The organism is Methylobacterium trifolii, assembly GCF_022179685.1.
GTDB classification, from domain to species: Bacteria; Pseudomonadota; Alphaproteobacteria; order Rhizobiales; family Beijerinckiaceae; genus Methylobacterium; species Methylobacterium trifolii.
Window position 1 is genome coordinate 1 of the sequence record NZ_BPRB01000134.1, and the last position, 12,201, is coordinate 12,201.

At 72.8% G+C, this 12,201-nt stretch carries 11 protein-coding genes and 1 pseudogene; 10 read left to right on the forward strand and 2 right to left on the reverse strand.

The annotated features are described in order from the left end of the window. Positions 1 to 971 (reverse strand): selenide, water dikinase SelD (gene selD / locus COGEMETH_RS12835; RefSeq protein WP_238183008.1); only part of this gene is annotated, 971 nt, incomplete at its 3' end. Between the two features lie 96 nt (positions 972 to 1,067). On the opposite strand from selD, the gene COGEMETH_RS12840 reads away from it, so the two are divergent. The 9 genes from COGEMETH_RS12840 (at position 1,068) to COGEMETH_RS12880 (ending at position 11,289) form a co-directional block, all read left to right on the forward strand. Continuing rightward, complete coding sequence (locus COGEMETH_RS12840; RefSeq protein ID WP_238183010.1) at positions 1,068 to 1,595, forward strand: DUF6398 domain-containing protein; 528 nt, start codon at positions 1,068 to 1,070, stop codon at positions 1,593 to 1,595. Between the two features lie 57 nt (positions 1,596 to 1,652). Further along, complete coding sequence (locus COGEMETH_RS12845) at positions 1,653 to 2,549, forward strand: putative selenate ABC transporter substrate-binding protein (protein ID WP_238183012.1); 897 nt, start codon at positions 1,653 to 1,655, stop codon at positions 2,547 to 2,549. Positions 2,550 to 2,563: 14 nt separating this feature from the next. Continuing rightward, positions 2,564 to 3,232 carry an ATP-binding cassette domain-containing protein gene (locus COGEMETH_RS12850; RefSeq protein ID WP_238183014.1) on the forward strand — a complete coding sequence of 223 codons (669 nt, stop codon included), beginning with the start codon at positions 2,564 to 2,566 and terminating at the stop codon, positions 3,230 to 3,232. After that, complete coding sequence (locus COGEMETH_RS12855) at positions 3,229 to 4,761, forward strand: PhnE/PtxC family ABC transporter permease (RefSeq protein WP_238183015.1); 1,533 nt, start codon at positions 3,229 to 3,231, stop codon at positions 4,759 to 4,761. Before COGEMETH_RS12850 ends, COGEMETH_RS12855 begins: the two co-directional genes overlap by 4 nt. A gap of 51 nt (positions 4,762 to 4,812) precedes the next feature. Further along, a complete protein-coding gene (gene moaB, locus COGEMETH_RS12860; RefSeq protein ID WP_238183017.1) occupies positions 4,813 to 5,367 on the forward strand; it encodes a molybdenum cofactor biosynthesis protein B in 555 nt (184 codons plus the stop codon). Positions 5,368 to 5,553: 186 nt separating this feature from the next. Beyond that, on the forward strand, positions 5,554 to 7,584 hold the full coding sequence (locus COGEMETH_RS12865) for a glycosyltransferase (protein WP_238183019.1): 2,031 nt from the start codon (positions 5,554 to 5,556) through the stop codon (positions 7,582 to 7,584). Continuing rightward, the gene (locus tag COGEMETH_RS12870; protein WP_238183021.1) at positions 7,581 to 8,642 is read left to right on the forward strand and encodes a glycosyltransferase; all 1,062 of its coding nucleotides are present in this window, start codon (positions 7,581 to 7,583) and stop codon (positions 8,640 to 8,642) included. The genes COGEMETH_RS12865 and COGEMETH_RS12870 overlap by 4 nt, the downstream gene beginning before the upstream one ends. 303 nt (positions 8,643 to 8,945) lie before the next feature. Beyond that, positions 8,946 to 10,427, forward strand: coding sequence for a GumC family protein (locus tag COGEMETH_RS12875; RefSeq protein WP_238183023.1), 1,482 nt, complete (start codon positions 8,946 to 8,948; stop codon positions 10,425 to 10,427). Continuing rightward, positions 10,420 to 11,289: a WecB/TagA/CpsF family glycosyltransferase gene (locus COGEMETH_RS12880; protein WP_238183025.1), complete on the forward strand. Its 870-nt coding sequence runs from the start codon at positions 10,420 to 10,422 to the stop codon at positions 11,287 to 11,289. The genes COGEMETH_RS12875 and COGEMETH_RS12880 overlap by 8 nt, the downstream gene beginning before the upstream one ends. Before the next feature lie 74 nt (positions 11,290 to 11,363). Here the strand turns inward: COGEMETH_RS12880 and COGEMETH_RS12885 are convergent, their stop codons facing one another. Then, a complete protein-coding gene (locus tag COGEMETH_RS12885) occupies positions 11,364 to 11,936 on the reverse strand; it encodes an NUDIX domain-containing protein (RefSeq protein WP_238183027.1) in 573 nt (190 codons plus the stop codon). A gap of 53 nt (positions 11,937 to 11,989) precedes the next feature. On the opposite strand from COGEMETH_RS12885, the pseudogene COGEMETH_RS12890 reads away from it, so the two are divergent. Further along, positions 11,990 to 12,201: pseudogene (locus tag COGEMETH_RS12890) on the forward strand (NUDIX domain-containing protein); the annotation flags it as partial.

Consider the following 12,201-nt stretch of genomic DNA (forward strand, 5'->3'; position numbering starts at 1 on the left):
GGCGGCCTCCTCGTCGCCTGCGCGGCGGGACGCGCCGAGGCGACGAGGAGGCCGCCCGAGGTCTGCGGATCGGTGAGCAGGTGCCGCCGCCACTCCGGGAAGCCCGCGGGCAGGTCCACCTCCGCGCCGTAGGCGCTCCAGTTGCGGTGCGAGGCGCCGGTGACGAAGCCGTCCCGGCACAGGGCGCCCGCATGCGCGAGGCACGGGACGGCCTGCGCGTCGACCACGATCCGGCACCCGGCGCCGCGGGCGAGTTCGAGGCCGTGCCCGAGCAGGCCGAAGCCGGTCACGTCGGTCAGCGCGTGCACGTCCGGGTCGGTGGACAGCGCCGTGCCGACGCGGTTGAGCAGCGTCGTGGTGGCGATGAACTCCGCGTAGCCGCCCTCCGGCAGCGACCCGCGCTTGATCGCCGCGGAATAGATCCCGACCCCGATCCCCTTGGTCAGGATCAGGGCGTCGCCGCTGCGGGCGTCGACGTTGCGGCGCACGTCCTCGCGCCGGCAGGTGCCGATGACGGCAAGCCCGTAGATCGGCTCCGGCGCGTCGATGGAATGGCCGCCGGCAACCGGGATGCCGGCCACGGCGCACTGGGCCGCGCCGCCCTGGAGGATGCGCGCCACGGTCTCGGCCGGGATCTTGCCCACCGGCATGCCGAGGATGGCCAGCGCCATGATCGGCCGTCCGCCCATGGCGTAGACGTCGGAGATCGCGTTCGTGGCGGCGATGCGCCCGAAATCGTGCGGGTCGTCCACCATCGGCGTGAAGAAGTCGGTGGTGGCGATCACGCAGGTGCCGTCGTCCAGCGCCCAGACCGCGGCGTCGTCCGAGGACTCGTTGCCGACGAGCAGGCGCTCGAACGGCCCGGCGGCCGGCTGGCCGGCGAGCAGGGTGCGCAGCACGGACGGGTCGAGCTTGCAGCCGCAGCCGCCCCCGTGGGCGAGGCTCGTGAGCCGGACCGGTTCGTCAGCCATCATACCCTCCACGTATCTTGTATCGCCCCCGTCTTGCCTTTCGGGGCGGCGTTCCAGCAGATTGAACTAGGTCCACGCCCCCGAGAATACAGATCGATGAAGGTCGCAAAGCCGCGGACGAAGGTGCAGACCGTGCCCAGGGAGATGCAGGCCGCCCACGATGCCGTGGTGGCGCTCACGGACGCGTTCTGTGCCGAGCACCTCGACACGGATTACCGGGACCTGGCCCGGCGCATGGCCCTGGCGCTCAGCCGCAAGCGGCCGAGCCCCCTGGGCTCCGGCCAGCCGCGGACTTGGGCCTGCGGCATCGTTCACGTGCTCGGTCAGGTGAACTTCCTGTCCGACCCGGCGACGACGCCGACCATGACCATGGCGGAGATCTGCAAGGGCTTCGCCACCGGCCAGAGCACGGCCAGCGCCAAGGGCCGGGTGATCTACGAGGTGCTCGGCGTCAACCGGATGGACCCGGCCTGGCTCCTGCCGGGCCTGGTCGAGGCGAACCCGCTGCTCTGGATGGCCGAGGTCAACGGCATCCTCGTGGACCTGCGCGACATGCCCCGCGCGGTCCAGGAGATCGCCCTGGCGCAGGGCCTGATCCCCTACATCCCCGGGGACCGGGCCTGACGCCAAGGAAATCCCCGGGGTGCCCGCAGGTGGCGGGTCTCGAAAGAAGGATGCACGATGCTGCGACGGTTCTTCACGTTCGCCCTGCCGCTGGCGGCCCTGTCCGCCGCCGCGCCGGCCGCGTCCCAGGACTCCGCAAGACCGCCGCTCGCAAGACCGCCGCTGGTGTTCACCGGCATCCCGGACCAGGACGAGAGCCGCCTCGTGGAGCGCTTCGGCAAGGTGGCGACCTATCTCGAGGCCAGGCTCGGCGTGCCGGTGCGCTACATCCCGGTGAAGAACTATCCGGCGGCGGTGACCGCCTTCACCAACGGGCAGGTCCAGCTCGCCTGGTTCGGCGGCTTCACCGGCGTCCAGGCCCGCAAGGCGGTGCCGGGCTCGCAGGCGATCGCGCAAGGGGCGGAGGACGCCGCCTTCAAGACCTACCTCATCGCCAACGCCAGGACCGGTTTGGCGAAGGCTCCCGAATTCCCCCTGGGGGTCGCGGGAAAAACCTTCACCTTCGGCTCGCGCGCCTCGACCTCGGGCCGCCTGATGCCGGAATACTTCATCCGCCAGGCCTTCCCCGGCAAGACGCCCGAGACGGTCTTCTCCCGCGTGGGTTTTTCCGGCGACCACAGCCGCACGATCCAGGTCGTCCAGTCGGGCGCCTTCGAGGTCGGCGCGGTCGACTACTCGGTCTGGGACCTCGACACCAAGGCCGGCAAGGTCGACGCGGGCGCCGTCTCGGTCATCTGGGAGAGCCCGGCCTTCCCGGACTACCAGTGGACCGTGCGCAGCGACGTGGAGAAGGCCTACGGCGCGGGCTTCACCGAAAAGCTCCGCCAGGCGCTCGTCGGCATCGCCGACCCGGCGATCCTCGAACCCTTCGGCCGCACGAAGTTCATCGCCGTGGACAACGCGGCCTACGACCCGCTGATCGCGGTCGGCCAATCGACGGGCCTGCTCGACTGAGCCGCCCGCCTGCCATGGCCGAGCCCGCGATCCGGCTTGCCGGGGCGTCCGCCTCCTATGGCGGACGCGTGGTGCTCCACGGGGTGGACCTGACGATCCGGAGGGGCGAGCGGGTCGCCCTGATGGGCCGGTCGGGGGCCGGCAAGTCGACCCTGATCGGGCTGATCCAGGCGCATGCGCCGGGCGAGGTCGCCCTGGTGCCGCAGGCGGCCGCCCTGGTGCGGACCCTATCGGTGTTCCACAACGTCTACATGGGCCGCCTCGACCGCCGCTCGATCCTGCACAACCTGCGCACCCTGGCCCTGCCGGCCCGCGCCGACCTCGACGCGGTGGCGGCGGTGCTGGCCCGCGTCGGCCTCTCCGAACACCTGCGGTCCAAGGCGGGCGCCCTGTCCGGCGGCCAGCAGCAGCGGGTCTCGGTGGCCCGCGCCCTCTATAACGGCCGGCCGATCCTGGTGGGCGACGAGCCGGTCTCGGCCCTGGACCGGCAGCAGGGCGGAGCGGTGCTCGCCGAGATGGCCCGCACCCACGAGACCCTGGTGCTAGCCCTCCACGACGTGGCGCTGGCCCTGGAGCACGCCGGCCGGATCGTCGTGCTCAATGCCGGGCGCATCGTCCTCGACGCCCCGGCCCGCGACCTCGATGGCGCCGCGCTCGCCCCCTTCTACGAGACCGCCGCGTGAGCGCGCTCCGGCTGCCGCGGCCGGGCTATGCCGCGCTCAGCCGCTGGTTCCTGGCCGGCGCGCTGGCGGCCCTGCTCGTGGCCGACCTGCACGTCGCCAGCCTCAACCCCTGGGCCGACCTGCGGCGGCTGCTCGGCGGCCTGGTCCGGCCGGACTTCCTGTCGGTGGAGGGCTGGAGCGTCGTCTACACCGTGGCCTTCGCCGTGCTCGGGGTCGGCCTCGGCGCGGGCGCGGGCTTCCTGCTCGCCATCCCCTTCGCCCGCTCCCGCACGGTGCGGGGCGTCTGCGCCTTCCTGCGAGCCATCCACGAGCTGTTCTGGGCGCTGCTCCTGATGCAGGTCTTCGGCCTGTCGGCCACCACCGGCATCCTGGCGATCGCGCTGCCCTATGCCGGCATCTGCGCCAAGGTCTATTCCGAGATCATCGACGAGGCCGACCTCTCGGCCCTTCGCGTGCTGCCGGCGGGGACCGGCGCCGTCTCGGCCTTCCTCTACGCCCGCCTGCCGGACGTGGCCGCGAGCTTCCGCCACTACACCCTCTACCGCTTCGAATGCGGGATGCGCTCGACCCTGGTCCTCGGCTTCATCGGGCTGCCGACCATGGGCTTCCACCTCGAATCCGCCTTCCGGCAGGGGCGCTACGGGGAGGCGGCCGCGCTGCTCCTGGTCTTCTACGCCCTGATCGGCTCGCGGCGGCTCTGGGTGCGGGGCGCCACCCTGCCGGTCCTGGCGCTCGCCAGCCTCCTCGCCCTGCCCGAGACCGTGGGCGCCACCGACGTCGGCGCGAGCCTCGTCCGCTTCCTCACGCACGACATCGTGCCCGCCCCCTTGCGCAACGCCGACGTCCTCGACCTCGCGGCGCTCGCCCGGCTCTGGGCCTGGTTCCGGCCGATCCTGACCGATCAGGTCCTGCCCGGCGCAGGTCAGACCCTGGTGCTGGCCCAGATCGCCCTGGTCGCCACCGCCATCGGCGCGCTTGCGCTGTTTCCCCTCACCGCCCGGCGCTTTTCCGGGCGTCTCGGCCGGCCGGCGGGGCGGCTGCTCCTCGTCGTGGTGCGCTCAACACCCGAATACATGCTGGCCTACGTGGCTCTACAGCTCCTCGGCCCCTCGATGCTGCCGGCGATCCTGGCGCTGGCGATCCACAATGCCGGCATCGTCGGCTTCCTGCTCGGGCGCCATGCCGACGACCTCGCCTACCGGGCCGACGCGCCCACGGGCCTGAACCTCTACGCCTACGAGACGGTGCCGCGCCTCTACGGGCAGTTCCTGGCCTACCTCCTCTACCGCTGGGAGATCATCCTGCGGGAGAGCGCGATCTTCGGCATCCTCGGCGTCGCGACCCTCGGCTTCTACGTGGACGCCGCGATCTCTGAACTGCGCCTGGACGTGGCAGCCGTTTTGATCCTGGCCACCGCCCTCATGGCAATCGGTATCGATGCCCTGTCGCGGGCCCTGCGGCGGGCCTTGCGCATCGACACCCTGCCGACCCGCCTCTCCGCGCCCCTGCCGGGCGCGACATCGCCCTAGGCGGCCCCATATCAGGCCCGGGCGACGTAGCCCCGAGCACCGGACGAGACCATGGCCGATCCCACCGCCCGCAGCTTCATCCCGCTCTCCATCGCGGTGATGACCGTCTCCGACACCCGCCGGCCGGAGGACGACCGCTCCGGCGATACCCTGGCCCAGCGCCTGACCGAGGCCGGGCACCGGCTGGCGGGGCGGGCCATCGTCCCCGACGAGGTGGTTGAGATCCGAAAGCAGGTGGAAGCCTGGACCCGCGATCCGGCCATCGACGTGGTGATCACCACCGGCGGCACGGGTTTCACCGGCCGCGACGTGACGCCCGAGGCACTGGAGCCCCTGTTCGACAAGCGCATGGACGGCTTCTCGGCCGTGTTCCACCGCATCTCCTACGACAAGATCGGCACCTCGACGCTTCAATCGCGCGCCACCGCGGGCGTCGCCAACGCCACCTACGTCTTCGTGCTTCCGGGCTCGCCCGGCGCCTGCCGCGACGCCTGGGACGGCATCCTCGCCCAGCAGCTCGACTATCGCCACCGCCCGTGCAACTTCGTCGAGATCATGCCGCGGCTGGACGAGCACCTGCGGCGGGGGGCCTCCGTCGCGGTCTAGACAGGTTCGCGTCGGCAAGCCAACGCGAACCTGCCTAGATCGTTGAAGGAACGCAGGTTTTCGTCGCAAAACCGGTGACCGGTCTTGCGCAGCTGCTGAGGACCGTTCGGGCGATCGACAGGGTCTCTTCACCTCTTCCGGCGAGACTGCCGGCCAAGCGGGTCACCGCGAGAGCCGGACGGCCCCGTGCCTGATTCCCCAGACGACACGGCCGCGGTGCCGGCCCACGGCATCGCCGGCTGGCCGCTCGGCGGCGCCGATCCCGGCAGGCCGCGCCCGGACAGCCTGCCGGACGGCGCGCCCTGGCCGCGCATCCGGGTCCTGACCGTGGCAGCGGGCACGGAGCCGCGGCTCTCCGAGACGATCGCCTCCGTCGCCCGCCAGAGGTACCCCGAGAGCCGTCACGACCTCGTCCCGCCCGGCGAGGCGGCGCGGGTGGCGGCCGCCATCCTGGCCGACCGGGCGGGCGACGGCCTGCTCTTCCTGCGCGCGGGCGACCTGCTGGCCCCCGGCGCCCTGGCGGCGCTGGCCCTGGAGATGGCCCTGACGGGAGCCGCCGCCGTGGCGGGCCTGCGCGTGCTGTTCGACCGCCGCGTCTCGGCCGTCGACCTGCCGTCCCTGGCGGGGACCGAGGAGGCGGACATCCCCTTCACCGGGGGCGAGATCCTGTGGTCGCGCCGCAGGCTCATGGAGAGCGGGCGGCTCGACCCGACCGGTCCCCTCGGTCCGGAGGCGGCCTGGCGCGGGCTTTCGGCCCTCGGCGCCCGGGTCGCCCGCATCGGCCGGCCGGTGCTGCTCCAGCACGCGCCCACCGGCGACGAGCGGGGGCGGAGGACCGGACGGGCCCTGTCGATCGTCGCGCTGACCGGGACCGGCTATGCGGGCGGCGCCGGCATCGCCCAGCGGCGCCTCGGCAACGCCCTGATGCTGGCCGGCCACCGCATCACCGACGTGACCCTGAGCGAGGAATCGCCCCCGGCCGCCGCCGAGTGGACCGATTCATTTCCGGTGAGCGAATCGGCGATCCTGAGCGGCGGCCACGACTTGGTGCTCGCCGGCAACCTGCACGGGGCGACGCGCACGCTGGGCATCCTGGGGCGCCTCTCCGGGCACCTGCCGATAGCTTTGGTGCTGCACGACCTGTTCCCGCTCACCGGCCGCTGCGCCCAGCCCAAGGGCTGTCCCCGGATCGCGGCAGGAGGCTGCGACGCGGCCTGCCCGACGCCGGACGAGTATCCGCAACTCGCCCGCCGCCGCGTAGCCCCGGTCTATGCCGCCAAGCGCGCGGTGCTGGCCCGGCGCCGCGGACCGCTGCTGCTGGCCAACTCCGCCTGGACCCTGGCGCAGGCCCGCCGCCTCGCCCCGCCCGAGGCTGCGACGGCGTCCGTCACCCTGGCCTTCCCCACCGGCGTGTTCCGCCCCGCCGACCGCGCGGCCCTGCGCCGGGAGCTCGGCCTGCCCGCGGATGACGTGCTGATCCTGATCTCGGCCGTGATCGTGGACGGGCCGGACAAGGGGTTTTCCGACCTCGCCGCCACCCTGCGGCGGGTGGCCCGGCCCGGCCTCGGCTTCGTCGCGATCGGCCGCCTGGACGATCCGGGGCGGCTCGGCCTGCCGAACCTGTTCGCGCCGGGTCCCATCGCGGAGGAGGCCCGGCTCGCCGCCTGGTACGGCGCCTGCGACCTGCACGTCACGGCGAGCCGCCTGGAGACCCTGGGGCAGACGCCGATCGAGGCGGGCCTGTGCGGCACGCCGACCATCGCCTACCGGGCCGGCGGCCTGACCAGCGCAGTGATCGACGGCGTCTCCGGCCGCCTCGTGCCGGACGAACCGGGGGCGCTCGCCGCCGCCATCGAGGACCTCGTGGCGGACGGGCCGGCGCAGGCGCGGCTGGGCGCCTTCGCCCGGATCGCCCTGGAGAACCGCTTCAGCCCGGCCTCGGCCGCAATCTCCCTGGACACGCTCTTCCGGGACAGCGGCCTCCTGCCGGATACGGGCGGGCGCCTGCGCTTCGGGGCGGCGATGCTCGGGCACTTCCCCGACGCCGCCGAGCGGCATCCGGGGGCGGCCGGGACCGTGGCGCCCAGCACCGGCCGCCTCGTGCGGGCGTTGCGCCTGGCCAAGCAGGCCGTGCTCGGCCGCAACCTCCCCCTGCCGTTGCGCCGCTGCCTCTACTGGGCGAGCGCGATCAGGACGGGACTGCGAGGTCCGGCGTGAGGCGGATCTACCTCGACCAGACGCACCTGCGCGGCCACGTCACCGGCATCGAGCGGGTCGCCATCGACCTGTTCGCCCCCGAGCGTCTGGCCCCCCACGACGTGCGCCCGGTGCGCAGCCCGAACCTGTTGCGGATGGTCGCCGCCCAGCAGCTCGGCCTGCCATGGCGCGGGCTGGTGGACCGGTCGGCCCTGGTGCTGCTGCCGGGCTTTCCCCCCGGCCCCCTCTGCGCCCTGCTCGGGGAGCGCTGCGTCCTCTACGTCCACGACACCTTCCTGCTGGACCGGCCGCAGGACCTCAGCTGGAAGAGCCGGCTCTACATGGCTCCGAGCTTCGCCCTGGCGATGCGCTGGGGCCGGCGCTTCCTGGTCAATTCCCGCACCACGGGGGAGGCGTTGCGCCGGGTCTGCGCGCCGGACGCCCTCGTCGCCCTGCTGCGGCCGGCGGTGCGCGACGTGTTCGGCCTCGCCGACCTGCCCGGCCCCGCCCCGTACCGGCCGGGCGAGCCCCTGAGGATGCTGTCCATCGGCACGATCGAGCCGCGCAAGGACTATCCGGCGGCACTCGCCCTCGCGGCGGCCCTGAACCGTGCGGGCGTGAGGACCGAACTCCACATCGTCGGCCGGGTCGGCTGGGGCCGCCACCCCTTCCTCGACGACCCGCCGCCGTACCTCGCGCTTCACGGCTACGTCGGGGATGCGGACCTGCGCCGTCTGGCGGCCTCCTGCCACCTCATGGTCTCCACCTCGAAGGCCGAAGGGCTCGGCCTGCCGCTCCTCGAGATCCAGCACGGCGGCCTGCCGGTCGTGGCCCCCGAGGGCGCGGTGTTCCGCGAGGTCCTGGCCGGCTCCGGCCTGCCGATCCGTCCGGACGACCCGGACGGATCGGCGGCTTCCGTCATGGCCTGGATCGGGAGCGATGCGCTGTCCGCAGCGGCGGCGGCCGGCCGGGCCAACGTCGCCCGCTGGAACCGGCTGGCGGAAGCCGATGCCGCCCGCTTCCGGGACTTCCTAGACCGCGGCCCGGCGGCCTACGCGGATGGCGGCACGATCCCGTAGCAGGGACGCCCCGAAGACGTGGGCGCGCATACGTATTATCTACGCAGATGCGCGCCCGTTAATAGTGTTTCCGGATGTGGTGCGGTGCTTTGCCATGTGCACCGGTTTGTTATTCGCCTGCGAAGACATCACGGTAAAAACCGTCTTAATATTCGGCACGGGGATTGCCGAGAAGGCCTGGACCTCGACGGCGATCCCGGTTCCGCGTCTCGGAACGGTACGAAACCGGATCATGCCGGGATCGGCCGGCACACCGAACCGCCACAGGCGATCCGAGGACGAGCGGGCCAGGGGTAGAGGCAGATGTTCGACTTCTCGACACCGATCCGCGGCGAGCCCGTCCAGGTGAGCCTGCCGCAGCCCGAGGCGGAGCGGGCGGACGGCCGCACCATCCTGCGGCGCCTGTGGCGCGGCAGCGGGTTCATCCTGCTCGGCGGCCTGTTCATGGTGGCGAGCGCGGTGGCGCTCCTGGGCCTGATGACGCCGAGCTACACCTCGACCATCCAGATCCTGGTCGACCCTTCGGATCTCCGCGTCGTGGAGAACGACGTCAACGCCCGCTCGCCCCAGGCCGACAGCGGCACCTCGCTGGCCGAGAGCCAGGCGCGCGTGATCCAGTCCGACAACGTCCTGCGCCGGGTGGTGGCCAACCTCCATCTCGACCGCGACGACGAGTTCGCCCGGCCCGATTCCGAGAACCCGATGGTGGTCTGGGCCAAGGCGGCGCTCGGCATGACCCCGCCGATGGCGAGCCGCGACCCGGCCAACATCGCCATCGACACCCTGATGCAGAAGCTCACCGTGCGCCGGGCCGAGCGCACCTACGTGATCGAGGTCGCGGCCCAGTCGCGCGATCCCGAGAAGGCCGCCCGCATCGCCAACGCCATCGGCGAGGCGTATTTCTCGGAGGAGGCCGGGGCCCGCAACGAGGCCGCGCGCCGGGCCTCGGACTCGCTGGCCGGACGCCTCAGCAGCCTGCGCCGGGACGTGGAGCTGGCCGAGGGCCAGGTGGTGAAGTACCGCGAGGACAAGAACCTCGTGGCCTCCAGCGGCCGGCTGCTGACCGACCAGCAGCTCGGCGACCTGAACCAGCAGCTCGTCACCTCGTCGATCAAGACGGCCGAGGCCCGCTCGCGCCTCGATCAGGCCCGCAAGATGAAGGCGGGGGAGGCCAACACGGCGCTTCCCGAGATGCTGCAATCCCTGGAGATGCAGGCGCTCCGGCAGCAATACGCCACCCTCTCGCGCAACACCGCCGAGCTCGCCACCCGCCTGGGCGAGCGCCACCCGGCCATGGCCGAGCAATACGCCCAGCAGCGCGACATGCAGCGCATGATCCAGCGCGAGAAGGAGCGGATCATCGAGACCACCCAGAAGGATTACGACCGTGCCGCCGCCAGCGAGGCGGCGATCCGGAAGAGTCTCGACCGGGTGAAGTCCGAGACCGTGACCAGCGACCGGGCCTATGTGGGCCTGCGCGAACTGGAGCGCACCCTGGAATCGCGACGGGGCGTCTACGAGGCGTACCTGCGCCGCGCCCGCGAGGCGAGCGAGCAGGAGCGCCTGAACAGCACCAACGTGCGGATCATCTCGTCCGCCACCCCGGCCCGCCAGCGCACCTGGCCGCCCTCGCCGAAGGTGGCCCTGCCGGTGGCCCTGGCGCTCGGCATGCTGCTCGGCGCCGGCATCGCCCTGTCGCTGGGTGCCGGCCGCGACCGCCGCCGCAACGTCCGCCCCCGCACCGTGCCGGGCCAGGCCCGCAGCTTCCGAGCGGCCGATGCCTGAGGCGCCCTACACCCTGGATCGGGAGGTCCCCTTGGCCGGGTTCGCCTTCGCCCACGAGACGGACGCCACCCCGGCCTCGCCGCGGAGCCAGGCGGTCGACCAGCCGGCCGTGCCTCCCCTCGGCCTCGGCATCCGCCTGTTCGGTCAGGACTTCGCCACGGGGGCCGCGGACGGGATCATCGCCGCGGCCTGTGCCCTGCCGCCCCTGCGGCCGCGCCTGATCGTCACCGCCAACGTCGATCACATCGTGCTGCTCTCGCAGGACCCGGCCTTCCGGCAGGCCTATGCCGGGGCCGCGATGCGCACGCTCGACGGCATGCCCCTGGTCTGGCTCGCTCGCCGCCGCAGGCACCGCCCGGTCGCGCGCGTCACCGGCCACGACCTCCTCCACGCGGTGCTGTCGGCGCCCCCGGCACAGGCGGCCCGCGTCTTCCTCGTCTGCGCCGACGAGCGGGGGGCGGCCGCCGCGCGTGCCCGGTTCGTGGCCTCCGGCGTGCCGGCCGATGGGGTCGCCACCGCGGTGCCGCCCTTCGGGTTCGAGGACGACCGGGCCTATGGGCAGGCGCTGGCGGAGCGGGTCCGCGCGCACGGCACCACGCTCCTGGTCATGGGGGTCGGCGCGCCGAAATCCGAGATCTGGGTCGACCGCCAGGGGCTCGCCCTGGGGGCGCCCGTCGTCCTGTCGGTGGGGGAGGCCCTCAACGTCGCGGCGGGCCTCGTGCCGCGCGCGCCCGTCCTGATGCAGCGGATGGGGCTCGAATGGAGCTTCCGCTTCCTCTGCGCCCCGAGGCGGCTGTTCCGTCGCTACTTCCTGCGCTCCTGGCGCTTCGTCCTGATCGCGGCCCGCGAGCGGGGGCCGTGATGCCGCGCGGCGCCTGAGCGAAGCCGAAATCCGCAGCGCGCAGCGATCGATCGGATTGCGTTTGAACCGTCCGCTCAGGCCCCGCGAAACAGGTCCGGGTGGCGAAGTCGCAGGGCGAGGACCAGCACCAGGGTCTTCATGTCGGTGATCGCGCCGGCATCGCTCATGGCCGCGATCTCGGACAGCGGCATCTCGTGGACCGTGATCGCCTCGTGCTCCTCGGCCAGACCCCCGCCGGGGCCGGCCCGGTCGGCCTCCGAGAAGGCGGCCAGGAACAGGTCCATCCGTTCGGTCGAGATGCCCGGCGCCGTCCAGGCGCTGACGACGGGCTCCAGGGCGCCGAGGCGCAGCCCGGTCTCCTCGTAGGCTTCGCGGCGGGCCCCGTCCTCGGCGTCGCCCTCGTCGAGGATGCCGGCCGGCGTCTCCAGCAGGGTCTCGGGACCGCCCGCGAAGAAGACCGGTGCCCGGAACTGGGACACCAGCATCGCGACGCGCCGCCCGGGATCGTAGGGCAGCACCGAGACCGCCCGTCCGTGATCCTCGATCTCGCGGGTCATGCGCGTGCCGTCCGGCATCGTCACCTCGGCGACGAGAAACCGTGCCCAGCCGTCATGGACGAGGCGCGTCCCACGGATGATCGGTGCCATGCCCAAGCCCCCCGGAACCGCCCGCGATCGCGGGCGGCAGGAGGGGCTTGGGCATGGCACCGATCATCCGTGGGACGCGCCTCGTCCATGACGGCTGGGCACGGTTTCTCGTCGCCGAGGTGACGATGCCGGACGGCACGCGCATGACCCGCGAGATCGAGGATCACGGACGGGCGGTCTCGGTGCTGCCCTACGATCCCGGGCGGCGCGTCGCGATGCTGGTGTCCCAGTTCCGGGCACCGGTCTTCTTCGCGGGCGGTCCCGA

Excerpts from the sequence above, each read along its gene's own strand:
- COGEMETH_RS12840 (WP_238183010.1), top strand. The coding sequence starts at position 1,068 with ATGAAGGTCGCAAAGCCGCGGACGAAGGTGCAGACCGTGCCCAGGGAG.
- COGEMETH_RS12845 (WP_238183012.1), top strand. The coding sequence starts at position 1,653 with ATGCTGCGACGGTTCTTCACGTTCGCCCTGCCGCTGGCGGCCCTGTCC.
- COGEMETH_RS12850 (WP_238183014.1), top strand. The coding sequence starts at position 2,564 with ATGGCCGAGCCCGCGATCCGGCTTGCCGGGGCGTCCGCCTCCTATGGC.
- moaB (WP_238183017.1), top strand. The coding sequence starts at position 4,813 with ATGGCCGATCCCACCGCCCGCAGCTTCATCCCGCTCTCCATCGCGGTG.
- COGEMETH_RS12875 (WP_238183023.1), top strand. The coding sequence starts at position 8,946 with ATGTTCGACTTCTCGACACCGATCCGCGGCGAGCCCGTCCAGGTGAGC.
- COGEMETH_RS12880 (WP_238183025.1), top strand. The coding sequence starts at position 10,420 with ATGCCTGAGGCGCCCTACACCCTGGATCGGGAGGTCCCCTTGGCCGGG.
- COGEMETH_RS12885 (WP_238183027.1), bottom strand. The coding sequence starts at position 11,936 with ATGGCACCGATCATCCGTGGGACGCGCCTCGTCCATGACGGCTGGGCA.